This is a genomic window from Permianibacter fluminis (assembly GCF_013179735.1).
Lineage (GTDB): Bacteria > Pseudomonadota > Gammaproteobacteria > Enterobacterales > Permianibacteraceae > Permianibacter > Permianibacter fluminis.
Genome location: NZ_JABMEG010000001.1, coordinates 1,697,165 through 1,721,701 on the forward strand (window position 1 = coordinate 1,697,165; position 24,537 = coordinate 1,721,701).

18 protein-coding genes and 1 other RNA gene are annotated in these 24,537 nt (G+C 61.1%); 8 read left to right on the top strand and 11 right to left on the bottom strand.

All coding sequences use genetic code 11. The annotated features are described in order from the left end of the window. Positions 1-81: 81 nt before the first annotated feature. Positions 82-1,695: an FAD-dependent oxidoreductase gene (locus HPT27_RS07290; RefSeq protein WP_172241074.1), complete on the bottom strand. Its 1,614-nt coding sequence runs from the start codon at positions 1,693-1,695 to the stop codon at positions 82-84. Between the two features lie 224 nt (positions 1,696-1,919). Between HPT27_RS07290 and HPT27_RS07295 the strand changes: the two genes are divergently transcribed. Next, positions 1,920-2,924: an AraC family transcriptional regulator gene (locus HPT27_RS07295; RefSeq protein WP_235950855.1), complete on the top strand. Its 1,005-nt coding sequence runs from the start codon at positions 1,920-1,922 to the stop codon at positions 2,922-2,924. A 27-nt stretch (positions 2,925-2,951) separates the two neighbouring features. Here the strand turns inward: HPT27_RS07295 and HPT27_RS07300 are convergent, their stop codons facing one another. Both HPT27_RS07300 and ssrA read right to left on the bottom strand, forming a co-directional pair. Then, positions 2,952-3,965: an L-threonylcarbamoyladenylate synthase gene (locus HPT27_RS07300; protein ID WP_172241080.1), complete on the bottom strand. Its 1,014-nt coding sequence runs from the start codon at positions 3,963-3,965 to the stop codon at positions 2,952-2,954. A gap of 358 nt (positions 3,966-4,323) precedes the next feature. Further along, positions 4,324-4,675: a transfer-messenger RNA gene (gene ssrA / locus HPT27_RS07305) on the bottom strand. Positions 4,676-4,909: 234 nt separating this feature from the next. Between ssrA and HPT27_RS07310 the strand changes: the two genes are divergently transcribed. After that, complete coding sequence (locus tag HPT27_RS07310; protein WP_172241083.1) at positions 4,910-5,695, top strand: phosphatase PAP2 family protein; 786 nt, start codon at positions 4,910-4,912, stop codon at positions 5,693-5,695. 135 nt (positions 5,696-5,830) lie between these two features. On the opposite strand, the gene HPT27_RS07315 is transcribed toward HPT27_RS07310, so the two are convergent. Both HPT27_RS07315 and HPT27_RS07320 read right to left on the bottom strand, forming a co-directional pair. Next, positions 5,831-9,421, bottom strand: a complete 3,591-nt coding sequence (locus HPT27_RS07315) for an ABC transporter permease/M1 family aminopeptidase (RefSeq protein ID WP_172241086.1) — start codon at positions 9,419-9,421, stop codon at positions 5,831-5,833. Between the two features lie 13 nt (positions 9,422-9,434). Beyond that, positions 9,435-10,328 carry an ABC transporter ATP-binding protein gene (locus HPT27_RS07320; RefSeq protein WP_172241089.1) on the bottom strand — a complete coding sequence of 298 codons (894 nt, stop codon included), beginning with the start codon at positions 10,326-10,328 and terminating at the stop codon, positions 9,435-9,437. 399 nt (positions 10,329-10,727) lie between these two features. Here HPT27_RS07320 and HPT27_RS07325 point away from each other — a divergent pair, with 399 nt between their 5' ends. Then, on the top strand, positions 10,728-11,453 hold the full coding sequence (locus HPT27_RS07325) for a complement resistance protein TraT (protein WP_211197884.1): 726 nt from the start codon (positions 10,728-10,730) through the stop codon (positions 11,451-11,453). 35 nt (positions 11,454-11,488) lie between these two features. After that, positions 11,489-12,316 (top strand): complement resistance protein TraT, encoded by an 828-nt coding sequence (locus tag HPT27_RS07330; protein WP_211197885.1) that lies wholly within the window; start codon positions 11,489-11,491, stop codon positions 12,314-12,316. A gap of 319 nt (positions 12,317-12,635) precedes the next feature. Here the strand turns inward: HPT27_RS07330 and HPT27_RS07335 are convergent, their stop codons facing one another. From HPT27_RS07335 to HPT27_RS07345, 3 genes are all read right to left on the bottom strand, one after another. Further along, positions 12,636-14,717: a M14 family zinc carboxypeptidase gene (locus HPT27_RS07335; RefSeq protein WP_172241095.1), complete on the bottom strand. Its 2,082-nt coding sequence runs from the start codon at positions 14,715-14,717 to the stop codon at positions 12,636-12,638. Positions 14,718-14,779: 62 nt separating this feature from the next. Then, positions 14,780-15,829, bottom strand: coding sequence for a hypothetical protein (locus HPT27_RS07340; RefSeq protein WP_172241098.1), 1,050 nt, complete (start codon positions 15,827-15,829; stop codon positions 14,780-14,782). Between the two features lie 250 nt (positions 15,830-16,079). Continuing rightward, on the bottom strand, positions 16,080-16,763 hold the full coding sequence (locus HPT27_RS07345) for a TetR/AcrR family transcriptional regulator (protein ID WP_211197886.1): 684 nt from the start codon (positions 16,761-16,763) through the stop codon (positions 16,080-16,082). Between the two features lie 241 nt (positions 16,764-17,004). Here HPT27_RS07345 and HPT27_RS07350 point away from each other — a divergent pair, with 241 nt between their 5' ends. Further along, on the top strand, positions 17,005-18,951 hold the full coding sequence (locus HPT27_RS07350; RefSeq protein ID WP_211197887.1) for an amidohydrolase: 1,947 nt from the start codon (positions 17,005-17,007) through the stop codon (positions 18,949-18,951). A gap of 181 nt (positions 18,952-19,132) precedes the next feature. Here the strand turns inward: HPT27_RS07350 and smpB are convergent, their stop codons facing one another. Beyond that, positions 19,133-19,615 (bottom strand): SsrA-binding protein SmpB, encoded by a 483-nt coding sequence (gene smpB / locus HPT27_RS07355; protein ID WP_172241101.1) that lies wholly within the window; start codon positions 19,613-19,615, stop codon positions 19,133-19,135. A 117-nt stretch (positions 19,616-19,732) separates the two neighbouring features. Between smpB and HPT27_RS07360 the strand changes: the two genes are divergently transcribed. From HPT27_RS07360 to HPT27_RS07370, 3 genes are all read left to right on the top strand, one after another. After that, positions 19,733-20,179, top strand: coding sequence for a type II toxin-antitoxin system RatA family toxin (locus HPT27_RS07360; protein WP_172241104.1), 447 nt, complete (start codon positions 19,733-19,735; stop codon positions 20,177-20,179). A gap of 1 nt (position 20,180) precedes the next feature. Then, on the top strand, positions 20,181-20,492 hold the full coding sequence (locus tag HPT27_RS07365) for an RnfH family protein (RefSeq protein WP_172241107.1): 312 nt from the start codon (positions 20,181-20,183) through the stop codon (positions 20,490-20,492). 148 nt (positions 20,493-20,640) lie between these two features. Continuing rightward, the gene (locus tag HPT27_RS07370) at positions 20,641-21,276 is read left to right on the top strand and encodes a TetR/AcrR family transcriptional regulator (protein ID WP_172241110.1); all 636 of its coding nucleotides are present in this window, start codon (positions 20,641-20,643) and stop codon (positions 21,274-21,276) included. Between the two features lie 161 nt (positions 21,277-21,437). Here the strand turns inward: HPT27_RS07370 and HPT27_RS19605 are convergent, their stop codons facing one another. Together HPT27_RS19605 and HPT27_RS07380 are read right to left on the bottom strand one after the other, a co-directional pair. Beyond that, complete coding sequence (locus HPT27_RS19605; protein WP_172241113.1) at positions 21,438-22,931, bottom strand: M16 family metallopeptidase; 1,494 nt, start codon at positions 22,929-22,931, stop codon at positions 21,438-21,440. Next, positions 22,928-24,439, bottom strand: a complete 1,512-nt coding sequence (locus HPT27_RS07380; protein ID WP_172241116.1) for a M16 family metallopeptidase — start codon at positions 24,437-24,439, stop codon at positions 22,928-22,930. The genes HPT27_RS19605 and HPT27_RS07380 overlap by 4 nt, the downstream gene beginning before the upstream one ends. Between the last annotated feature and the right edge of the window lie 98 nt (positions 24,440-24,537).

A 24,537-nucleotide genomic window follows, 5' to 3' on the forward strand; every position in this document is an offset into this window, starting at 1 on the left:
TTCGGACTCCGCAACCACCCCTCACCCCTCCTTAAAAAGGAGGGGGATCACATCTACTTTCAGATCACGCGGCGCGCTGTGTCAGCTACCCGCCACAATCGATCGTGCTGCCGCTTTCGCGGTCAGAATACAGCCGGGCAGGAACGTGCCTTCCAGCGAACGTTTGCCGCTGGCGCCACCGCCACCAAAGCCGGCTGCCTCGCCAACACAATACAGTCCCGGCACCGGTTCGCCACGGCCGTCGAGCACGCGGCTGTGCAAATCGGTCTGCAAACCGCCAAGGCTTTTGCGGGTGATGAGTTGCATCTGGATCGCGATAAACGGCCCTGCGCCCGACAGTTGCAGCGGTTTGGGTGCGCATGTGCGCAATTTGTCCGGGCCCCATTGCCGTGCGTGCAGGATACGCCGGAGCTGATCGTCGTTTTCCAGTTTGCTACCGTTCACGAAATTGGCATCAAAGGCATCGGCGGTTGCTTGCAATACGGCAGGGTCGATGTCATGCGAGCAGGTCAGCGCATTCATTTTTCCGGCAAGTTCTGCGAGCGTATCGGCAACCAGAAAATGCCGGCTCTCACTTTGCATCTGCCTGACCAGTCGGTGATTGCCGAACAGCGTTTCTTTCAGGAACAGCGGGAACTGCTTGTCGCGAATGCGTTGATTGTGCTCGGCACCCGAGATGGCAAATTCTTTCGCGGCGATGCGCCAGTTGAGCAGATGCCAGGTCCACGGTTTTTCCTGTGCCGCGACGCGCTGACAGAGCCAATGGGTGTCAAAGCCGGTGACCAGCGGCTCGGGGCCGATACGCTCACCTTTGTGATTGAGCCAGAGCGCCGATTTGCACGGAATGGTCGACAGGCCGTGACCAGCAAAATGCGGATACGGATGTGGAAAGCCGGCGGCGTAATTCCACATTTCGCCGGCGTTGCGAAGTTGTCCGCCAAAACGATCTTCAACCTCGTGATGCAGCCGGCCGTCCGCAAACGGGTGCGCACCGTTCAGCATCGTGGCCGGTACTGGCCGATCCCGCGGCCAGTTCCGCCGGCATTCACTGTGTTCGCCATTGATGCCACCCACGGCGAGCACCACGCGCTCGGCGCGCAGCGCAATCTCGGCGCCAGTGCTGTCGTTGATCGCCAGCGCGCTATCAATGCGGCCGCTGCTGTGGGTAAGCCCGGTGACGCGATGACCGTGCAGCAGCGTCAGCCGACCATCGCGGTTGGCGCGTTGCAGCGCGGCGATGAGACAACGCGTCAGTTCACGCGACGTGCCCCAGACCACGTGATAACGCGGCAGGCTGTTGCCCTCACCAAAGCGGCCGCGCTCGACCCAGTTCACCGCTGGCAGAAACGAAATGCCTTCGCCGCGCAGCCAGTCGTACACCTCAGCGCGCGAATGCTCGACGTAGTAACGCGCCCAGCGCTGTTGCCAGCCGTCCTCATCGGCAAGTTCGCCAAAGCGCAGCCAGTCGCGCAGCGCGATCTCCGGTGTATCCGGAATTTTCATTTTCGCTTGCAGCGGTGTGCCGACCAACGCCATGCCGCCAAACGCCCACAGCGCCAGCCCGCCAAACCGCTCCGGCGTGTCGCGGTCCACCAGCGTCACCGACTTGCCGGCGCGCAACAGCTCCAGCGCCGTGACAATGCCGGCAAGGCCGCCGCCGACGACCAACACATCCGAATGTGGCTTGGGGTTCATCACATCTCCTGATCAGGGCAATCGAGCGATGCTTCTTTGTCCCCTCCCCCTTGGCGGGGGAGGGGTAGGGGAGAGGGGGGGACCGGCTACGAAGCTCGGATTCCACCAGCAGAAATTCACTCTGCTTTTTACCTCGCCCTGTTGCGAACCAAGATAGCCCGCTAAGATGCCGCCATGATTGACTTTATGGGTCAGCTAAATTGACTTTGCAGGCCACTGTCTCGATGAGCTGGGTCAACACCGTTATCGCCGCGGCCAATCGCCTCGGGGTGGCGTCCGACCGGCTGCTGGGTGCGGCCGGCATCGACCCGGTCGAACTCAGCCGCGAACGTTGGCCCATCGACTACATCACCCGGCTCTGGCGTGCCGCCGACCGCTGCACTGGCGATCCCGGTTTTGGCTTGAAGGCCGGCGAGCTGGTCGGCCCGGCCAGTCTCAACGTCGTCAGCTTTGTCTTGCAGTCATCGGCGACGCTGCGCGAAGCGCTGGCGCAGTTGCAGAAATACCAGCGGCTGATTTCCGATGGCGGTCGCTTCCAGATCCTCGCTGGCGACAACGCGAGTTGGCTGGTCTATCACCCGCGCCAGGGCGAGCTGGCGTTTTCACCGCATCAGATCGAAGCGGTGCTCGCCGCCGTGGTGAGTTTTGCCCGCTGGGTCACCGGCACACCGGCGCGGCCGGTGAAAGTGCAATGCAGCCACGCTCAGCTGGGTCCGCTCGCCGGCTATCGCGCGGTGTTTCAGTGCCCGATGGAATTCGAGCAGGCGTTCAACGGTTTGCTGCTCGACAACGCGCTGCTCGATTTGCCGCTGCCACAAGCCGATGCGCAGCTCGCCCATCTGCACGAGCGTTACGCCGCGGCGCAATTGGCTGCGCTCAGCGAGGCCGGCGCCACCGCGCCGTATTTGCGCGACTGGCTCGCCGCCCAACTCGGGCCACAACTGCCCCGCCGTGGTGATGCCGCGCGTGCGCTCAATATCAGCGAACGCACGCTGGCGCGGCGGCTGCAGGCGCAGCGGCTTTCCTTTGAACAATTGCTCGATGAAGTCCGACGCGATGTGGCGCTGCATGCGGTCGGCCAAACCGCACGAGCGTTGAACGATATCGCCCAGTCGCTAGGCTTCGCCGAAGCCAGCACATTTTACCGGGCGTTCCAACGCTGGACCGGCATGACGCCGGGGCGCTGGCGCAAAGCGCGCGCCGCTTCGGCGAATGCGGCGCAAGCGTGAGGGAAAAAAGCGTTAACGCCGGCGTGATCAATGCTGGTCCGTAGCGGACTCTCTCTCATCAGCACTGCCGGCGGCGCGCTGCAAGCGATCGTGAATATCAGCCCATTCCGGTTCCTGCGGTGGCAGCTCGACCCAGATCTCGTCAAGTCCACGCTGATCAAGTTCAAACAGCGCGGCATACAAGCGTTGCCGGTAGTCGTGGTGCGTGGGCGGTACACGCAACACGGCTGTGGTGTCGCCATCCAGCGGCGCCGAGTACACCAGCGCGCCAACCCGTTTCCCAGTTGTCGCATGCCGCTGCGGCCATTGTTGTTGCAACGCTTCGCTCGGCAGTAGCTGCACATGGGCGCGCGGCCGGTAATGCACTTTCTTGTTGCCCGACACGGCGTGCTGGTGCCGCACGGGTGTGTGCACCGGCACTGGCAACAGCTCTTGCAGTGTTGCGGCACTGAGCGGGCCTTGCCGCAGCACTTCGGCGTGATCGTGGTCGATGCGCAGAATGGTCGATTCGGTACCAAGCGTGCACGGGCCGCCATCGAGCACGGCGGCAATTTTGCCGCGCAAACCGGCCAGCACATGCTCGGCGCGGGTTGGACTCAATTGCTGATACGGATTCGCCGACGGCGCCGCCACCGCCAGATCAAATTGCTGCAGCAGATCGCGCAGCACTGGATGGTTCGGTACGCGCAAACCGACTGTCGGCAAACCGCCGGTGATCACGTCCGAGACGTGAGGCTGCTTTTTTAGAATGACGGTCAGCGGCCCCGGCCACAGTTGCGTCAGCACCGGTGGCAACCAGTCCGGAATCTCGCAAGCCCAGCGCGTGAGCTGATCGAGCCCGGCCAGATGGACGATCAGCGGGTGATCCGCCGGTCGCCCTTTTGCGGCAAATATTTTCGCCACCGCCGCCGCGTTGCTGGCATCGGCTGCGAGCCCGTACACGGTTTCGGTTGGCACCGCAACCAGTTCGCCAGCGCGCAGCAAGTAGCCGGCGCGGGCGATGTCGTTGGTGTTGTGTGGAAAAAGGTGTTCGGTGTTCATGGCGTGTGAAGTAGATCCGAAGAAAAGCGATATTTTTTCCCTGCGCTCACCGCGCAGACGGGCGAGGGCAAGAACGGCGGATAGTATGCATAAAGCCGGCACGGATTGCCCTCAGCACCCGCCGCATCGCAGCAGAAACAAAAACGCCTCCGCAGGGGAGGCTTTTTGTTTCTGCTTGGTGGAGACGGCGGGAATTGCTCGGCTCATCCCTGAGCCTCGTCCGCGCTGTGCGCGGAACCGCCTGCGGCGGCCCAAAATTGCTCCTGGCATTTTTTGTGAACCCGCTCCGCGGCTTAAATCCCCGCTGTCGCGGGCAAAGAAAAAGGGCCACGCTTTCGCGCAGCCCTTTTTCTTTGCTTGGTGGAGACGGCGGGAATTGAACCCGCGTCCGACAACTCGCAAACTTCGGTACTACATGCTTAGTGCAGTTATTTGGTTTAGCGAGTCAATCGCCAACGCACAGGCTATTGATCCGCGAGCCCAGTAGGTTTTCGAGCGACAGCGTCGGGCGCACTGCCAACCTTATCCTCTGTAGATGACTGCGCTTCGGTACCAGAGGCATCTTCCGATTAGCAGTTTAGCCTTAAGCGGCTAAAGCGTAGTTGTCGTCGTTGGCAACTATAATGTGCAACAGAGTGGGTACGAGGTCCTGTTGCCTCCTCGGCATGCACCTAGGTCCTTGATATCGCCGTCGAAGCCATATCGTCCCCAAGTGTTCTGTAAGATGGGCACGCAAACCGGAAGTTCAAGCGCTCACCTCAGCAGACCGGGCAATTATTCCATGCCTGCGTCGGTAAAGCCATGCTGACCTGCAGCCGGACTGGTACGGCTTTCCGCAAAGACGCGTCGCAATCGCCATTTCTACGCCTGTGTTCGGCATTTAAGGTGCCGGCAAGGATGCGCGCCTGACACTCATGGCATGACTTGGGGTTTGAGGGCGTGGCATGTCGGCGGTGGGCGTATGCGGTTGGCGGGCATTGGCGGCGATGCTGCTGGGCGGCGTGATGTTGTTGACCAGCGGTTGCGCCAGCCATTCGCAATGGCCAAGCGCCGGACAATGGCGGGATTCGGCGCTCAGCACGGCCAAATCGCCGGCGACCTGGGTGCCATTATTGGCGGCTGGCGCCATTCACGTGGCCGGCGCCGATCAGCGATTGTCCGATTACGCGCACGAGAATCATCCGGTGTTTGGTTCCGACCAAGGTGCCAATGATGTCGCCGATGGTGGCATTCAGGCGCTCAGCGTATTGGCGGTAGGCAGCGCGCTGCTTGCGCCAACACCGGCCGATAACGATTGGACCGATCAAGCCGAACGCGTCGCCGTGCTGATTGCCGCGCACAGTGCCGCCGATGGCACAACCGGCTGGCTGAAGGGCGTGTTTGATCGGCAGCGGCCCAATGGTCATCAGCACAGTTTTCCGTCCGGCCACGCCACCGAGGCCTTTGCCTACGCCACCGAAGCGGCGCGCAATATCGACGATTACGGTTGGTCGCCGTCGCAGCAATTGTGGTGGGACATTGGCGTCTATTCGCTGGCCAGCAGCGTGGCCTGGGCACGTGTTGAAGCGCAGGGGCATTATCCGACCGATGTGCTGGCCGGTGCCGCAGTCGGTCACTTTATCTCGGGTTGGTTGTACGACGCCTATTTGAAAACCAGTTTCCCCGACGCACAGTTGGTGATTGAACCGAGCCGCGACGGTTTCTGGCTGGAGTGGCGCGGCCGCTTCTGAACCCGCAGTTTTCAACCTATACCGTCAGAATCCGCGATGCGGACTCGATAGCAAAACGGCCACTCGGGAGTGGCCGTTTTGTTTGTTGCGACAAGTCTATTCTACAGGCCTATTTTTTTGGCCGACTCGACAGCGCTATTCCACTGTCACCCGTTTGCGGTTGTCGTTGGAAACGCGATCGATCAGTTTGTTGTACGGATCAAAACCGGCCTCATACGGCTCGTTGTCCACCGTTACAGTCAGCGTTTGCTGTTTCTCGGTAATGTGCCGACGTTCCAGATGCAGTACGGTTTCGTCGCGCTCCTCGGCGCCGGGTTTGCGCGCAAACACACCGACTTCGATCCAGTCATCGAGTGGCGCTTCGGTTTCATTGCCGACGCCGTCGGCGTAACGTTTGTCGGCACTGAACTCCAGCGTCACGTCGTACGTACCGTCGGCGCGCTTTTTGGCCGTGGCCGTTTTCATCCGATTGTCGTAGAAGCTAATCTTTTCGAACAGATCGGTAACCAGTTGCTGCCGGTCGGCCGGCGTTTCTGCCCGGATATAGCTCAGCAATTCGGCGCTGGTGGTGTACGGCGCGTTCTGATAGCCCTTGTCCTGCAGAAAACGCTTCAAAGCCCGGTTCAAGGCTTCCTCGCCGATCTCGTCCCGCAAGCGGTAGAACACCAGCGAACCTTTGCGGTAGTGAATGTAAGGCTGGTTTTCCACCCGGTACAGCGGCAGCTCTTCCAGTAGTTCACTTCCGCGCGAATTCAGGTAGTTGTCGAGTTCGTACTTCAGGAACTGACGCATCTTGTTACGGCCGTAGGCCTTTTCCATCACCATCAGTGCCGAATACTGGGCCAGCGATTCGGACAGCACCGTTGCGCCTTGAACATTGGCACCAATGACCTGATGGGCCCACCATTGGTGGGCAATTTCATGGGCGGTCACGTAATAGACGTAATCAATTTTGTCCTGATCGCGCAGGTCAGCAATGAAGCCAATCGATTCCGAATACGGAATGGTGTTGGCAAACGACTGGGCGAAACTGGCGTAGCGCGGAAACTCCAGTATGCGCACTTGCTTGTGCTGATACGGCGTGAACTGGCTGCTAAAATAGTCCAGCGAGTCCTTGACTGAGGTGATCATCCGGTCAATGTTGTACGGATGCTTCTGGTCGTAATAGATCTCGATGGGCAGACCATGCCAGTCATCGCGCTTGACCTGCCAGCGTGCCGACAGCCAGGAGAAAAACGGCAGCATAGGCACGTCCATTTTGTAATGGAAGTAGCGACGACCGTTTTCGGTCCACTCTTTCTGCAGATAGCCCGGCGCCAGCGCAATCTGGTCCGGCACGGTCGAGACCGTGGTTTCGAACTGGATCCAGTCGCCGTCATCGGAAATGTAGGTGTTGGCGCGTGCAGCTTCATCTTCCAGCTTCGGCATTCGCTGGTGTTCCGGCAAATTGCGCTTGCGCCGTTCGTTGCGGTCATCAATTTCAAAGTTGGGGTTATAACCGAACCAGGGCAGCAACTCGGCATCGTTCATGAAGCTGCCGTTGTCGACCACCAGACTGTTGTTGTTCCGGGTGGCAAAGCCGCGCTTGGCATACGCCATGGTGAAATCGAGTGACATCGTCGCACCTGGCTGCAGTGGCTCCGGCAGCGTATAGATGCGATAGCCAAAATCGGCGTCATAGCTTTTCAGTGCGCTGTCCGGCAGCGAGACCGATTGCAAGTCGTAGTCTTTGCCGTCTGCAATGGCCAGATGCAGCTCGGTGATCGGTTCCGGACTGCGATTGATCATCTCGTAATGACCACGGGCAAGCGCGCGGTGCTCGCTGGGATAAATATCCAGCGCGACATTGACGGCGGTCAGCCGTGGCTGGTTGAGTGACTGGTACTGGGCGTAGCGGCGTTCGTATTCGGCGCGCAGGTCCAGTTCCTGATCGCTGGTGACGTAGTCATTAACGATATTGGTATTCCAGAAAATCCAGCTGCCCAAGCCGGCCCAGGCAACCAGTGTCACCGTGAGCATCAGGCCCAGCGGTCCACGCAACTGGCGGCCGGCTTCGCGCCAGCGCCGGGACCAGCTTGGCACCAGTCCTCGCACCCACAGCGCGGCGGCAACCAACAGCAAGGCAAAGGTAAACAGCAGCCAATAGCCACGTAGTGCCAGATGGCCGGTGAGAAAGTGGCCATAACCGTTCATGTCGGAATACGGGATTTCCGTGGCGGCGGCGAACAGATACAGCGGATGCTCCAGATCGACAGTCCTTAGCGTCATCCGCAGCACGATCACCAGAATGATTGCGAGGTAGCCAATGAACTTGTTCTGGAACAGCACTTGCAGCACCAACGCCAGCAAGCCCATCAAGACAAACGGTAATGCACCCAGTGCTGTCTCGCTCAGGTACAGCAGCGGTTCAATGCTGGTGTAGCCCTTGCTGAGCTGGATGGCAATGGCGAGGACAACACCGGCGCTGAGATAAATGCCGATGATGCTGAGCAGGGCACAGGCTTTGGCGCTTAGCGGCAACCAGTTCGGAACCGGCAAGGCATCGGTGACATCGCCCAATTTGGCTTGTCGCTCTTTCCAGATCAGCTCGCCGGCATAGAACGTCACGATCAGCAGCAACAGGAAGTTGAACGTACCTGCCAGGGTCGAGGCCATCAAATGGGTCACCGGATAGACCGCGGTGCCATACATCTCGTTGCCGAAGCTGGCGCTGATGGAGAAATTCAGCAAGCCAAAAATCAGCATGACCAGAAACGGAATGCTCTTCAGTACACCGACCGTATCAAAGCGCCATTGTGCATGCCATTGTTGCCACAGGCTGTGGCCCTGAAAATCCGGCATGACCGGTTGATAACTAGCGCGTGCACTCACTTGTTCTTGGCTTGTGGCAGCCGGCGCCGTTTTCTTGCGCCAGCTGCGGCCGGTGCCGGTGCGCATCGGTTTGAACCAGACATAGCTGAGGACGAACAGCAGCAGCGCCGCGCCCAGCCACAGCAGACGATTGGCCAGCAAATAGTGATTCAGTGGCGGCAGCTGTTGATTCAGCTCGGCAACTGACCAGTAGCGGGTTTCCAAATCCACTGCGGCAAGACCGAACGGATCAACCAGCGCGGACAGCCATTCGTTGTCGAGCCGGCCACCGATGGCGCTGCCAACGCCCCACAGGACAAAAAACGCGATGATGCCAACGTACACGCTGAGCAGGTTACGGGTCAGCACCGCCAACAGACTGAGCAGGGCACCGGTGAACAGCACGTTCGGAATCACCATGACCAGCAGCGACCAAAGGTACGGCGTTGCCGAGACCGGCCCCAGCCGAGCCGGATCAATCCATGGCATCGCCGTACCGAGCAAAATGCCGAAGGCAATGAGCAGATAAATGGCCAGTGTCGCGGTCATGCCGCCTAACAACCGGCCAGCGAGGTAGTCGCCCTTGCGCATCGGTTTGCTGAAAAATAATTCGGCGGTGTTCAGCTCGTGATCGCGCAGCAGGGCGCCGGGCAGGAACGCCGTGACCACCAGCAGGCTGATCACGGTGAACAAGCTCATGAACTGAATGATCACACTCGGGGCATTGCGGTAGATATTGCCGATGGCGCCGCCAAGCTGGACTGCGTCGCTACTGGCGGCGCCAAAACCCATCAGGCCAAAGACTGCCGCCGCAATCCACAACAGCGGTTGCTGCAGCTGAAAGCGCAGTTCAAAACGATAAAATTCCCGAAACATGGCGTGTCGTCCTTCAGGCGGCGTTGGCGGCAGTCAAACTTTCGTGCCGACGCAGTTGCCGGAAGTAAACATCTTCCAGATCCGGTTCGACAACGCTGAAGCCGCTGTCGAGCGCCTGTTCGCTATAAACGTGTATCACCGGTTGGCCACCGACCAGCCGGGTCGACAGCACCTTGTATTGTTCCTGATACTGCGCCAGTTTGGCCTTGCTGATTTGTTTGCGCCAGATGCGGTTTTGCATTGCTTCAATCGCGGCACGCGGTTCGCCGGTCAGCAGCACTTCGCCTTTGCTGATGATTGCCATGCGCGGGCACAGATCGGTGACGTCTTCGACGATGTGGGTCGACAGGATGACCACAACGTTTTCGCCGATTTCGGCCAGCAAATTCAGGAAGCGGTTGCGCTCTTCCGGGTCGAGGCCGGCGGTCGGTTCGTCGACAATCACCAGCTTCGGATTGCCGAGCAGGGCCTGGGCGATACCAAAGCGCTGGCGCATGCCGCCAGAGAAACCGCCGAGTTTGCGTTTGCGCACATCCCAGAGGTTGACCTGTTTCAGCAGCGCTTCGACGGTGTCTTTGCGCTCGCCGGTACGGGTCAGGCCTTTCATTACCGCGAAGTGATTCAGCAACTCTTCCGGGCTCACTTTCGGGTAGACGCCAAAGTCCTGCGGCAGATAGCCGAGCACGCGCCGGGTCGCATCCTTGTTGGCCAGCACGTCGAGCTCGCCGAGTGTGATGCTGCCGGTGTCGGCGTCCTGCAGCGTGGCGATGGTCCGCATCAGGCTGGATTTGCCGGCGCCGTTCGGGCCGAGCAAGCCGAACATGCCGTTCGGGATATCAAGCGAAACGCTCTTCAGGGCCTGCACGCCATTGGCGTAGGTTTTGGACAAATCGCGGATGGTCAGCATCGAGGGTCCCTTCTTCACTGGTCAAAATTGGCAGTTGGTTAAAAACTGGCCGCATGGCACGAAAAGGCCGAACGGCGGTGATAGGCCGGCATGGTAGGTGGCCTGTTGCGGGCCGGGGGCGGCATAACTGTTACAAAAGCTGTGCGGCGCTACAAAACCGCCGGTTTGGCGCCCTGAAGTTGACGCCCCGGAATTGCCGTCGCGACGTTGATATTGCGGCCTTTATCCGGTTGTTTCGCCAATACGGACCGTAGGGCCGACCATGACTTCCGGCCCTGGTGGCATCCCGCCCCGGCGGCGATAGAATTCAGGCAGAGTTCAGATGCTGCTGGCCAGAATGCCTGACACAAGGGCTTTGCTGCCAAACGATTAACCGGGGAGAACATGATGAAACGGACCATGCTGCTGGCCACTGTGCTGGCGTCAATCACGCTGTTGGCGGGCTGCGGTGCGCTGCACACCTCGATCGCCAAACGCGATCTGGATGTCCAGACCAAGATGAGCGCGTCGATTTTCTTGGACCCGGTCGAGCCGGAATTGCGCACGGTGTATGTGGATGTCCGCAATACCTCCGACAAGCCGGAATTTGATTTGCGCCCCGATGTGGTGGCGTTTCTGACCTCCCGTGGCTATCAGGTTATCGACAGCCCGAAGCGCGCCAATTACTGGCTGCAAGCCAACGTACTCCAAGTTGGCAAGACCGACGCCCGCAATGCCAATGCCGCGATGGCAGCCGGCCCCGGTGTTGCCGGTGGCGCCGTCACCGGTTACGCGCTGCACCGCGCCAGCGGTGGCAGTGGTGGCGCCAACGCCGCCGGTGCGATTGTGGTCGGCGCGGTCGCCGGCACGGTCATCGATGCCATGGTCAAAGATATTTACTACAGCGTGATCACCGATATTCAGGTGATGGAGCGGTTGCCGGATGGCATCGTCAAAGAAGACAGCGAACACAAACTGCGTCAGGGCACCAGCGGTGACACCGTCTCGACCTATCAGCGCGAAACCGATCAACGCAAGTACCAAACCCGCGTGATGAGCTATGCCAACCAGGTCAATCTGGAATGGGAAGAAGCGGCGCCGAGCTTGCGCGCTGGACTCGCCCGCGCCATCGCCGGCATGTTCTGAGTTGAGCTCGGGTGCAAACCAGGATGGAAAGGCAAATGCGCATGAATGCCGGCAGCGTCATCAGTAAAGGCTTGATCCGCGTCATCGCGATCAGCGCGGCGCTCTGGCTGAGCGGCTGTACCGCGCTGCACACGGCGACCAGCAAGCATGATCTGGATGTCCAGACCCGGATGAGTTCCAGCATCATCATGACGCCGGTCGAGCCGGAGCAGCGCACGGTGTTCATTCAGGTGCGCAACAGTTCCAGCGAGCCGTCCTTTGATCTGCAGCAGGATATCGTCGACGCGATTCGCAAGCGCGGTTATCAGGTGGTCGACAATCCCGCCAGCGCGCATTTCTGGTTGCAGGCCAATGTGCTGTCGGTGGCGAAAGAGCCGCCGGGTGAATTGCTGGCGGAGTTTGAACACAGCCTGCCGACCGACGATGCCGAATCGGTAACGCCGGAGCCGGTGATCGTGGAAAACGATCGGCGCGACTCCCACGTCCATGGTGGTGTCCAGTTGGTCTACGGCGGCCATGTCGATCGCAAGGATGTCGAAAAAGTATTGGCAGCGGCGCTGATCATCGGCGTCACCGAATGGACCGCCAATGCTTTCGTCAAGGATGTTTACTACACCGTGCTGACCGATATTCAGGTCAGTGAGCGGATTGAGGACGGCGAAGGCTTGGCTCATGAATCTGCGGAGCACACGCTGCAGCAGGGCGAGTCTGGCGATACCGTCAGCTTCTGGTCACGCGATGTGCCGCAGCGCAAATACCAGACCCGCATTCTCAGTGTTGCCAATCAGGTGAATCTGGATTGGGCTGATGCCGCGCCGCTGGTTCGTGAACGCCTGGCGCGGGTGCTGGCCGGCATGTTTTGAGCGAGCGATTGTGTAAGAAAAAAGGGCCGCGATGCGGCCCTTTTTTTTTGTTGGCGTCAGTCACGCTGACGCGAAGGACGAATCGCTATGGATCCCTCTCCTTGTCAAGGAAGGGTTAGGGGTGGTTGAGTGCCGAAAGGAGCCAACAGGCAGACTTAAGTTTCTGCAGACTCTGCAATGACCGAGTATTTGAATCCATTTGCGCAGCGCATTGCTTGCTGAGTTGAACCACCCCCAGCCCCTCCTTGACAAGGCGGGGGGCGAAGGTGCGACTTCTTTACTGAGTGGCATTACCGCGATGCGAAACTTTTTATTGGTGTCAGACAATCCTGCGCTGACGTCGGAGGCCGCTCAGCAGTAGCAGTGCCAAGGACAGCACTGACCAGCTACCGCCACCACCGCCGCCACCCGACGAGCTGCGGTTACTAACGGTGATGGTCACCGGGGCAAAGCTGCGATTGCCGGCCGGATCAATTGCGACCACCGCGAAGGAATAACTGCCGGCGGCATTCGGTGTGCCGCTCAGCGTGCGGCTGGCAGAATCGAGTTGCAGCCACGTCGGCAGCGGTCCCGGATCGGCTTGCAAGGTGTATTGCAGGGCGCCGTTTTCCGGGTCGGTAAAGGCATCGGCAGCGAAGCTGTAATTCAGCGCGTCGCCGATCTGAAGCGGTGGTGGTGCAATACCGCCATGATAAATCGGCGGCTCACCAGTGCTGAGCAGGCGGAAGCTGCGATCAGCACCGCCGGTGTCACCCGCCAGTCCGATGGCGTCTTCGTAATCCTGCCAGTGGCCGTCTTGCCAGCGCATCACGGTGGCGGCATTGGCATCCAGCGCCAGACCGGACAAATCGCTGACCGCCAGTTCGACTTTTACGTTGACCAGCTCATCGGGACTGAGCGTGGCTGGCCAGACAAAATCCAGTTGATAACGATCGCTGTCGTAACGGCGACAAGCCGGTGCCGTGCACCAGCCGGACGTAGTGGTGCTCAAGGTTTCACTGATCGTGCTGCCATCAATGTGCTGACCGAGCAGGCGAATGACGGGACTCAAGCTGACGTTTTGACCACGGTAGTTGGTTACCACGCCGCCACTGTCTCGCACCCGCATCGGTTTGTTGAAATCGAGGATCAACCGATAGCTTTCGCCAATCTGCCAAGCGCCAGCTTCGCTGCGCGCTTGCGCGCGATGGGTGGCGCTGTCGGGTGTCCAGCTTTGCGCGGCCATCTCGTGGTCATCGCTCAGCCGAATCGCTTGGGCTGCGATCAGCGCCGGTGCGCCGCTTTGATGGTAATAGCCCAGCAGTGAGGCGCGGGTGATTTCGCTGCGTAGCCGATCAATCTGGCTCGCTGGCAGAATAAAACCATCGTGACTGCTGCCAAAGCCGCCGTATTCGGCGCTGCTGTTGCGTGGCTCGACTTCCAGCGTGTACGACGGAATTTGGTAGTTGTAGGCAAAGTGGCCGTCAGTGGTGCCCATGCCGGCGTTGATCGGATCTGGATCGACGGCATAGCTGTTGCCGGTGGCGTTGACCATTTGCTGGGCGAGTGCCAGGGCAATGTCATCGCGCCGTTCGTTGCCGGTGCGTGGCGTGATGTAAACCTTGCTGAAGCTGTGGGTGTCGATATAGAAGCGCAGCTGATGGCTGGCAAACAGATCAGCGGCTTGTTGCAGGGCCTGGATTTCCGGTTCCGAGCCGGGGCCACTGCCGTGATAGGTCAGCGCCGCGTTGTTGCCGGAGGAACCATTGCTGCTGGCCCAGAACGGATTGTTGTTACGGTTCAGATCAACGCCGAGCAGGTTGTCGGATTCGGTCGCCAGATTTTCATCGACGCCGCGCATGTTCTTCCGCCGCATCCGGCCGTCGCGCGGCCAGTCGCTGGGATCGCCAGCGTACTTTGTCCACATCGCTCGATCCGGATAGCGCTGGCTCTGCAGAAAGCCATCCACATTCAGCACCGGGATCAAAACAATCTTGCTGTTCTCCAATAAATACTGATGCAGACCTTGATCGGTTTCGTTGCTGACCAGCGTTTCAAAAATGCTGGTGACGGCTTCCGGCGTCTGCCATTCGCGGGCGTGGATGCCGCCGTTTTGCAGCATGCCCGCTTCGACAATGCTGCCTTCGGCGGTGTTGCCATCGGCATCGGACAAAACATAAGCCCAGATCGGTCGGCCGGCAGTCGTGCTGCCGATCTGCACGGCGGCAACATTGGCGCTGTCGGTATCGAGTTGCTGGTGCCGCGCATGCAGGCTGGCATAACTGCGAAAACCGGCGACCGGCGTCAGCGAATCAATCGGCGATGGCACCGGATAACCGAGCGCCACGGTGTTGCTACCCGCAGGCGATTGCGTGTACTGCAGTTGGGTGGCGGAGCACACGCCGGCAGCCATGACAGTCATGACTGTCGTGGCAGTAACAACAGCCGCGATCGCGAAGGTTGGTTCTTTTCTGATCGGCCGTGTCATGGCTGCAACTCCCGGCGGACTTTGGCACTGAGCTGGGGCTGCTTGGCGGCTTGTTGCAATTGCTGGCGTGCGGCCGGCGTTGCCAACAGCCGCAGCGCATAGATGGCGTTCAGTTGCTGCGCTTCATTCTTGCTGGCGAGCCAGCGTTGCAGCGTCGGTAATGTCTGCTCGCCCTGTTGTTGCAACCAAGCCGCGATTGCCGAGCGATCGCCGGATGCCGCCGCTTGTTGCAGGCGTTGCTGCGCGCCGGCATCGGCGACAGTTGCCAACTGAAACCAGCTCTGTGAACGCAGCGCCGGATTGGCGAGCGCGGCGTCGTACAAGGCCAGTTGCTGATCGGGAAATTCGGTGGCGACGGCGCTGAGCAAGCGGCTACCGATCTCGCCCGGCTCGCGCCGCAGCAGCGCGGCGGCGAGCGTGGCATCGTGCACGGCGAGGGCAACTGCGGCAGCCAGTTCCGGCGCCTGTTTTGCCAGTGTCGGCCGCTCGATATCGGCCAGTCGCGCCGGCCAGTCGCCCGCGGGTTGTTGCAGGGCCAGCAGCCAGCTGTCGCGTTCGCTGGCGTCAAGTTGCTGCCACTGCGCCGCGGCTTGCATCACGCTGTCGCGGTCGAGTGTCTGGCGCAACACGGCGGCGCGCGCCTGCGTTTGCCACCAACGCAGCGTTGCCTGCGCGGCCTGGGCAACCGGTGCCTGCGAAACGGCGCGCAAGCGGCCTTCGACATCCTGATTCAACAGCACATCGTCCGGCGACTGACTGAGCCGGGTCGCAAGTGCGAGTGCGGCGGGCGTCGGGTCTTGCGTGCGCAGTTGCTGCATCGCTTCGTGCAACAGCCAGGTGCGTGCGGCGGCGGCCACGGCTGGATCACTCGGCAGGCCATCAAGCTCGCCGTGATAGCTGCCGGCCAGCCGGATTTGTTCAAGTTGTTGTTGATAGCGCTGGGCGGCCGGTTCGCTGAGCTGGGCGCGCCATTCACTGACCGAGATCGGCGCGTTGGCAGCCAGCGCTGAAGAACAAAACAACAGCAGCAATACAACGACGGGCATGGCAGGTTCCTTGGCCACGGCAATTGCTTGCGGTATAGCGCGTCGCCCGCCGGTTTGTCGAGCGACTGGTAATAAGCCGTGATCGGCGTCGCGCTGCTGGCTGGCATCGGTGGCGAGCGTGGTTGGTGAGACCGGTTACGGAGCGTGTTTGCTGAGATGGATTGTTGAGCCGGATTGGCAAGCTTGATTAGCGACAGCGAGGGCTGAGATCGACCGGCCGGATTGATGGACCAGTGCCGTCGCTGGCGCGTCAGCGCTGAGTACTGGTCGGCAGGCGCAGCAGCGCGGCCGGATCCGGATCGCGGACGGCGCTGGCAAACAATTGGTTCAGCCAGTGCCGATGCAATTGCCAGAGCAATTTGCCGTCGCTGCCGAGCTCCTTGCTGCATTGCTTGGCGATGTCGGTGGTGCGGTAGAAATACGTGATCAGCGCGGTCAGCTCGCTGGTCGGCCAGCGGCAGCCAAACTGGCGCAGGCAATCGGACCAGAACCGGATCTGCGCGCGTTCATGCGCGTCTTCGAGCGGATGCAATTCCGGCATCAGTTCCATCGCCCGCCAGAGCGGGCCGTAGCCGACGAAACGTTCATCAAGCGCGTCCAGCGCGCTGTCAAGCGCATCCAGCGTGTCCTGCCAGCTGAGCTGGCGCGCGAGGATGTCCTGTTGGGCCACACGCACGGCTTGCAGCCATTGTTCGGCCAGCCGGTAGATGATCGCTTCCTTGTTCGGAAACAGGTGATACAGCGACTTGATGCCTATCCCGGCCCGTTCGGCAATGGCATTGGTGTTGAGCGCGGCAAAGCCCTGTTCGGCCAGCAGCGCCAGGGTCGCCTGCTCAATCAGCCGGACCACTTCCTGCGAGCGTTTCTGCTGCGGCAGGCGCCGCATACGCAGGCTTTCCGGGGGCTCGATGTGGCTGCTGACAGGATCGGACATGGTGCTCGTGCGGGCCTCTGTTTTCTGGAAACCGGTGATCAGGAACTGATGGTGGGGCCGGCTTGCCGGGCACTGTACGGGGCGGGGCGGGCCGCCGGCAACCCGAGCGTCGTCCCGGTCGCGGTAGTGGTCGCTTGCTGCGGTGCAGCTTGGGCAGTCGTTGACAATTGCAGTAATGACTGTAATGTGCAGTAAAAGCTGCACATAAACAAGACGTCAACCCAGCCAGGAGGGAGTAGCAGTGACCAGCCTACAGAACCCATTGATCCGTTATGGCCGCCAGCTTGGCGTCGCAGCCGCTTTGCTGCTGGCGTTGGCCGGCTGCGGCGATTCCAGCGACGGCCCCGATCAGCAGGGCGCCATCTACGTCAACGCCAAGGTCTATACCCAGAACGACCAGCGTCAGGTTGCCGAGGCCTTCGTGGTCGCCGACGGCAAATTCCTGCAAGTCGGCAGCCGTGCTGACGCCGAGTCCTACAACAGCCGCGGTTTTCAGATTGTCGATCTGGGCGGCAAGATGGTGCTGCCCGGCCTGCACGACAACCATGTGCACGGTCTCGGCACTGTCGCGCTCGACATGTGCGATTTGGATGGCGAGCCAGTGACACTGGATGAGCTGGCCGCGAAGGTGACAGTTTGTCTCGCGCATTACGCCATCCCGGACGGGCAGTGGCTGGTGATCAATCAGTGGGTGCCGTACGAGGGCAATGATCCGACGGTGAATTACAGCACCGTGCTGCAGGCGCTCGATGCCGCAGCGCCGAATCACCCGGTGATGCTGAGCGGGGTCGACGGTCACGCCAGCGCGTACAACACCGTGGCGCTCGCCATGGCGCTGGATGCTGACGGCAACACGGTTGGCTACAGCAGTGAATCACTGGCACCGGGCGGCGTGTTTGAAGTGTATGCGCCTTACGTCAATCTCGAATCCGGCGTCATCCGCGAGGACGCCCGCTACGCGATTCCGTCGCCGGACACCAACCTGCTGAGTGCCAGTGGTCCGGAAGCCGATGCGCTGTACGGCGCGATCCTGCCGGGCGTGGCCGAGATGTTTGCCTCGCGCGGCATCACCAGCATTCAGGATGCCTGCGTCAACGATTTCGTCCGCTCGCAATACAGCAAGATGGAAGCGCAAAGCCTGCTGCACATGCGGGTCACGGCAGCCACCTGTTTTGTTGCCGATGATTATGGCGGCGTGGTCGATATTGACGGTCATTTGGCCAAGGCCAATGAAGTGCGCAGTGCCTTTGCGGCCGATCCGCTGATCAAGGCCGATGCCGTCAAGATATTCATCGATGGCGTGCTCGAAGGCGATCCGTTCAGCAACCCTCCGTTCGCGCCGAACGCCGGCATGCTGCACAACTTCCAGACCCCGCATCTGCATTACGACGCCGACAGCGGTGCCGTCACCGTTGAAGCCGACAGCGAGGATTCCGGCAACAACGGCATCGTCAATTACGAAACCGACGTGCTCAAGGATTATGTCAGCGCGCTCGATGCGGCGGGTTTTAGCGTGCACATGCACAGCATTGGTGATCGCAGCACCCGCGCGGCGATCGATGCGCTGCAGGCAGCGCGCGATCGCAATGGCGCCAGCGGCATTCCGCACACCATTGCCCATCTGCAGATGGTGCATCCGGACGATCAGCAGCGGCTTGGCGCGCTCGGTGTTTACCTGACGTTTACCTACGCCTGGATCGGTACGCTGCCGGAATACGATGTGCTGGTGACGCCGTTTATCGAGCCGAGTGTGGCCGGTCAGGACATTCTGAGCGTGCTGTACAACGCCAGCAGTTACAGCTGGTCGGCGGTGTATCCGGTGGAATCGTCACGCCAGGCCGGTGCGACCCTGGTCGCCGGCAGTGATGCTCCAGTCGACAAGCGCGATCCGCGGCCGTTCGTCAATATTGCGGCCGGCGTCACCCGCGCCTCGGCCGGTGGCTTGCCGTACAACGCCGCGCAGCGGACCTCGCTGACGGAAATGATCGCGGCCTACACCATCAACGGTGCCCGTGCGGTGCGCCAGCAGGCGATCAGTGGTTCGATTGAAACCGGCAAGTCAGCCGATTTTGTCGTGCTCGATCGCAATCTGTTTGATCTGGTGGCAAGCGGTCATCCGGAACAGATAGCCGATACCGAAGTGGAATTGACGGTGTTTCGTGGTGAGCCGGTTTATCGCAAACCCTGATCGAAAACCGCAATTGATCGTGTGGTGGCTTTTGCTCCCCTCCTTGTCAAGGAGGGGCAGGGGGGGGTTAAGCGCAGGTTGAGATGTCGTTCACTACTGGCGCGTTGCGCGTTATTCCTGCAACCACCCCTAACCCCTCCTTGACAAGGAGGGGGATCAATCCAGTGGGCGATTCCGTTTTTCAGCGCACGTGCTTCTTCATCGTCCGCTCTTTTTCGCGTTGCCAGTCGCGCTCTTTGCTGGTGTCGCGCTTGTCGTGTTCCTGTTTGCCTTTGGCAAGGCCGATGCCGACCTTGACCCGGTTGGCTTTCCAGTACAGCGAGGTGGCCACCACGGTATAGCCCTTGATGGCCACCGCCTGATTCAGTTTGACGATTTCGGATTTCTTCAGCAGCAGCTTGCGGGTTGCGGTCGGGTCGGCGACCACGTGCGTCGAGGCCGACAACAGCGGCATGATCTGGGCGCCGATCAGAAACGCTTCGCCGTTCTTGAACATGACATAGCTGTCGGTCAGATTGGCTTTGCCGGCGCGCAGGGATTTGACTTCCCAGCCTTGCAGGACAATGCCGGCTTCGCTGCGCTGTTCGATGAAATAATCGAAGTTCGCCCGCCGGTTGGTCGCGATGGTGGCATCACCGGGTTTGCTGTTCTTGTCTTTTGCCATGGCACGCAGGACCTCAAAGGGGCGGCCATTATAGCGATGCCGGCGCCGGCGTGGGGCGAGTTCGGGACCGCGCTGTGCTAGCATTTGCGGCCATTCCGCTGCTGCCATTTTGCCGTTATGCCACGTGTCCACCGGGAAGCCATCGTGCCGTACAGCGCCGAACAGATGTTCGCGCTGGTCAATGATGTCGAGCGTTACCCGGAATTCCTGCCCGGCTGTGCCGGCGCCGAGGTGCTCGACCGCAGCAGCCATGGCATGCGCGCCAAGCTGACGCTGGCCAAGGCGGCGTTCAAGCAGTCGTTCACCACGGTCAATCAATGGCGCTCGTCGCATCACATCGAGATGCGGCTGGCCGACGGCCCGTTCAAACAGCTGCACGGCGCCTGGCAGTTTGTCCCGCTCGGCACGCATGGCTGCCGGGTCACCCTGACCGTGGATTTCGAATTTGCCTCGCTGATCGGCAATCTGGCCTTTGGCGGCGCCTTCCAGAAACTGATCCATTCGCTGATGGATGCCTTCCACGACCGCGCCCGGAACCTGTATGGCCAGCCCAGCTCCGGTTGAAATGGCGGTCGCCGAATCGGCGCAGGTGGCTGAACTCGCCGTCGAAGTCGCCTACGCGCTGCCCGAGCAGCAGACCCTGCTGGCGCTGACCGTGCCGGCCGGCAGCACCGTCGAGCAGGTCATCCAGCGTTCCGGCATCCTGCGCCGATACCCGGAAATCGATCTGGCCGCCACCGCCGTCGGCATCTGGTCGCGCCCGGTGGCACTGAGCCTTCCGGTGCAGGCCGGCGACCGCATCGAGATCTATCGACCGTTGATCATCGACCCGCAAACTACCCTCCGGCAGCGCGAAAAGGCCAAGCGGCGGCGCTGACTGCGGTCTGTTTACCCCGCTTCAGCGAATTTGCCCCGGCGCAGCCGCCGTTCGTCGGCAAAAGTGAGCTCTTGCTGACGAATTCGCAGTCCCGGCGCCAACGCTCCTCTACACTCAAATCCTCTACCGCTTGCAGGAATGCGTTGTCGTGGTAAGACCCGCTGCTGTACTGCCCCGGCGCCAACCGCGCCAAGCCCGATCGCGCCAAACGGTCGAACGGCTACTCGAAGCCGCTGATCGCCTGCTCGAACGCGATGGCCTGCTCGCCTTCAATACCAATGCCGTTGCCGCCGAAGCCGGCATCGATATCGCCTCGCTGTATCAATACTTTCCCGCCAAAGAGGCCATCATTTACGCGCTGCTCGAACAGCGTTGCCTAGGTTTGCAGGCGCGCTGCGAAGTCTGGCGCTTGGAAGCCGAACACATGAGCCTGCCGGCGTTGCTGGAGCAAGTCAGCAACGCGCTCTATCCGGCCGAAGGCAATGGCTGGTCGCTGAGCTCATTGCAGCCGATGATCGAACGGGTGCCGGAGCTGAAAGATCTGACCGAAGGCTTTCATCAGGACATGGCGGCGTTTTGGGCCGACGTGCTGCAGGAGCGTGGCTCGATTCTGCCCAGGCCGCAGCTGATCGAATACTGCCGGCTGTTCCAGACCCTGCTTAGTTCCGGCCACGGCTTCGTCGCCGGCCGACCCGCCGAACACAGCGAATTGCTGCACGAATGGCTGTGCGATGTCGGCCTGACCATGCTGCGCCGTTGTTTGCCGGGCGGGTCGGGGATTTGAGGCTTTCGGAAGCGCGTATTGCCTCCCCTCCTTGTCAAGGAGGGGCTGGGGGTGGTTCAGCTCAGCGTGGAATCGCCTAAGCTAAAACGCGCGTTGCGATGACGATCTCCGCAACCACCCCTAACCCCTCCTTAAACGGAGGGGGATCAAACACAGCGTCACTACGGCACAGCGTCATGCCGAACAATCTGCGCTTCCGGAAACACTTTTTGTAATTGCTTTTCCAGCGCACTGGCATCCCCACGTAACACAATCACCGGGCTGCTCCGCAGCCAGCGCTCGGCAAAGGCCGGCAATGCCGCTGGCGCAAGTTCCCGCCAAAATTCATCGCGTGCTATCAGGCTCTGCCAATCTCCACCGAGCAGTTCCATGGCGTTATACAAACGGCTGCGCTGGCGTGCGGTTTCCAGTTGCACGCGGGTTTGTCCGCGCAGTGAGCCGCGCAGCAAGGCCAGCTCGTCCGCACCGGCGGCTTGGCTGCTCAGCAATTGCAAATGCACCAGCATGCCGTGGACAAATGCGGCCGCGTGTTCGGGCCGGGTGCTGCCGTGCAAGACCAGCTCGCTGGCGAGCGGGGCCGCAGAGCAATAGGCGCCGACGTCGTAACTGAGGCCGCGGCGTTCGCGCAAATCGGCGAACAGTCGGCCGCTGAATTCCATGCCGAGCAGTTCGGCAAAGGCTTCGCAGGTCCAGCGGCTTTGCGCATCGGGCAAGGCTAATGCAAAACCGAGCATCACATTCACTTGCGGCGCATCATCGGCATTGAGCAGATGAAAGGTCAGCGCTGCTTGTGGCGGCATGGATTCCGACGGCAGTGGCGCTTGCAGTTGCCGCCAGCGCGCGCGCGTGGCGCTCATTGGTTCGCTTGCCAGTTGCTGGCGCCAGTTCGGCAACAACGCGTCGTTGATGGTGCCGGCCAGCAGCCATTGCTGTTTCTCGCTGCGCGCCTGCTGCCAGGCTTGCTGCAGCGAGGTCAGGGTAATGCGTTGCAAGGCGTCACGACTGAGCGCGTTGTTGCCATACGGGTGATCGGCACCGTAACCGAGCTGCTGCCAAAGCCGGGCATAATCGCCGCCGAGCAAATCCTGTTCATGCTGTTGCACCCGCAGATTGCGCTGGACCTGATTCAGCAGTTCGGCCGAGCGCAGGTTGGGCGCGCGCCACATTTGTTGCAGCGTTTGCAGCAGGGCGTCCGCTTTGTCCGGCAGCACTTCGGCGCTGAAAATCAATCGATGCGGGCCGCTGCGCACCGACAGCGTGGCGCCCAGTTCGCGCCACTGTTGTTGCCAGCGGGCAGGTGAGTCGGCGCTGCCGGTCAACCGCAGCATTTCGGCCAGCACATCGGCGTGGCTGCCGAGCAACAAACGGCCGGCATCCACCATCAGCATGACTTGCAAATACGGCGACCGGGCCGACGGTATCGTCACCACGGAGACGCCATTGTTCAGCGTTTGCTGGGTCAGTGGCGGCAGGGTCAGCGTGCCAAATTCCGGGCTGGCCGGGCTGTCTATCAGTGGCTGTATTGGCAGGATTTGGGCGGGCGCGATCGGCGTCGGGGGCAGCGCTGGCCGATGGCTGCACGCCGACAGTAGCGCGCTCAGTATCAGTGCCAGTGCGACCGATGGCAGAACAATAAACGTGGCAGATCTTTTCACAGCGCTTTCGCCTCCAGCGCTTCACTCCAGCTTACTGGCAACCATTCCAGTACCCGTTTGGCCCAGCGCAGATACCACGGTGGCGACAATGTCAGGGTCAGCTGGTTCCGCAAAAAATACTGCGCCGTGACGCGGCTCATATCGGCGCTCGTCACCTGCTGCAGGCCGCTCACCTCGGCCAGCAAGCGAGACTGCTGCCACAGCGCTTGATCAATGCTTTCGCGATAACCCAGCATCAGCGGACCTTCGGCAACGCCGATCAGCCGGCGCAGCCGGGCGGTCTTCAGTTCGCACAGTTGTTGTTCACTGGGCGCTTGCTGCGCCAGCTCGGTGAAAGCGGCCCGGACTTCGGTTTCGAGATCGGTCAATGCGGCGGCGGCGCGCGGAACAGCAATAAAGTGGGCGAGGCCCAGTCGCGGTAACTGCAGCGGCAATTCGGCGCTGTGCAGCAACCATTGCTTGGCCAGCAGCCGTTGTCGCAACTGGCCCTGTTCACCGCGCAGCATCTGCTCGTAAACGAGCGCGACAGCGGCGGCATCCGGGTGATCATCCGGCACGGTTTGCCAGGCCAGCAGCAAAGCCGGCCACGGCGCGCGGCTGTCCACTAGCGTGGCATCGAAGGCGCGCGCAAGCGGTCGTTGCAGCGGCGTTATGGCAGCGGCGTCGCCATGCGCGTGCCAGCGTGACCAATCGCGCTGCAGCCACTGCCGGGCAACGGCGGCATCAAAGCGGCCGGCGAGCACCAGCACCGCTCGTTCCGGCCGGTAATGGCGCTGATAAAACGCCTGCAGTTTCTCGGCCGTGGCCGCGTCGAGATCGGCCACGCTGCCGAGCACCAGATGGTCATAGTCACTGCCTTGCAGCTGAGTAAACAGCAGCTCGGAACCGCTGCGCATGAACGGCACGTTGTCGACGGTCAATGCCATTTCTTCGCGCACGGCAGCGATTTGGTTGTGGACTTTTTCGGCGCTCAGATCCGGCGCTCGAAAGCGCTCAGCCTCCAGCCAGAGCAATTGTTCCAGCGCCTCGGCCGGGGCCGTGACGTAGTAACTGGTGCGATCAAAATCGGTTTCGGCATTGAAGCTGCCGCCGACGCCGTTGACGCGTTGACTGTAGGCGCCATCCGGCACGCCGTCGCTGCCCTTGAACATCAGATGTTCGAACAAATGTGCGTAGCCGGTTTCGCCGTCCTGTTCATCGCGGGCGCCGACTTGCACCGTGGTCACCACCGCGACCGTGCTGGCTTCGGCATCGGGTAGCAAAATCACGGTCAGGCCATTGTCGAGCTGGAATTGACTGCGGCGGGCATCCAGCGCGCCGAGTTGCTGCAATGCGTAGGCAACCGCCGGGCAGTTGGCCGGTTCGGTATTGGTGCCGTTGTTTGGACTGTTAACGGCACGGTTGACGGCATTGGCGACGGCGTCGGTATTGTCACCAGTGCGGTCGTCGCCAGCGGCTGCCGTCGCCAGCAGCAGCGCGGCAACCGTGACCAAGCGTATCGGTGTCATTCGGCAATCCATCCCGCGTTGTTGGCGTGGCTGGCAGACCCGTGGGCCGGCCTGCGCGTGTGGGCCCTATGCTATCCTGCGCCCCACTTCCTGTCCTG

What these genes read in the sequence shown, in the direction of transcription:
- HPT27_RS07290 (WP_172241074.1), bottom strand. Translation starts at nt 1,695, where the DNA reads ATGAACCCCAAGCCACATTCGGATGTGTTGGTCGTCGGCGGCGGCCTT.
- HPT27_RS07295 (WP_235950855.1), top strand. Translation starts at nt 1,920, where the DNA reads ATGAGCTGGGTCAACACCGTTATCGCCGCGGCCAATCGCCTCGGGGTG.
- HPT27_RS07300 (WP_172241080.1), bottom strand. Translation starts at nt 3,965, where the DNA reads ATGAACACCGAACACCTTTTTCCACACAACACCAACGACATCGCCCGC.
- HPT27_RS07310 (WP_172241083.1), top strand. Translation starts at nt 4,910, where the DNA reads ATGTCGGCGGTGGGCGTATGCGGTTGGCGGGCATTGGCGGCGATGCTG.
- HPT27_RS07315 (WP_172241086.1), bottom strand. Translation starts at nt 9,421, where the DNA reads ATGTTTCGGGAATTTTATCGTTTTGAACTGCGCTTTCAGCTGCAGCAA.
- HPT27_RS07320 (WP_172241089.1), bottom strand. Translation starts at nt 10,328, where the DNA reads ATGCTGACCATCCGCGATTTGTCCAAAACCTACGCCAATGGCGTGCAG.
- HPT27_RS07325 (WP_211197884.1), top strand. Translation starts at nt 10,728, where the DNA reads ATGCTGCTGGCCACTGTGCTGGCGTCAATCACGCTGTTGGCGGGCTGC.
- HPT27_RS07330 (WP_211197885.1), top strand. Translation starts at nt 11,489, where the DNA reads ATGCGCATGAATGCCGGCAGCGTCATCAGTAAAGGCTTGATCCGCGTC.
- HPT27_RS07335 (WP_172241095.1), bottom strand. Translation starts at nt 14,717, where the DNA reads ATGACTGTCATGGCTGCCGGCGTGTGCTCCGCCACCCAACTGCAGTAC.
- HPT27_RS07340 (WP_172241098.1), bottom strand. Translation starts at nt 15,829, where the DNA reads ATGCCCGTCGTTGTATTGCTGCTGTTGTTTTGTTCTTCAGCGCTGGCT.
- HPT27_RS07345 (WP_211197886.1), bottom strand. Translation starts at nt 16,763, where the DNA reads ATGTCCGATCCTGTCAGCAGCCACATCGAGCCCCCGGAAAGCCTGCGT.
- smpB (WP_172241101.1), bottom strand. Translation starts at nt 19,615, where the DNA reads ATGGCAAAAGACAAGAACAGCAAACCCGGTGATGCCACCATCGCGACC.
- HPT27_RS07360 (WP_172241104.1), top strand. Translation starts at nt 19,733, where the DNA reads ATGCCACGTGTCCACCGGGAAGCCATCGTGCCGTACAGCGCCGAACAG.
- HPT27_RS07365 (WP_172241107.1), top strand. Translation starts at nt 20,181, where the DNA reads ATGGCGGTCGCCGAATCGGCGCAGGTGGCTGAACTCGCCGTCGAAGTC.
- HPT27_RS07380 (WP_172241116.1), bottom strand. Translation starts at nt 24,439, where the DNA reads ATGACACCGATACGCTTGGTCACGGTTGCCGCGCTGCTGCTGGCGACG.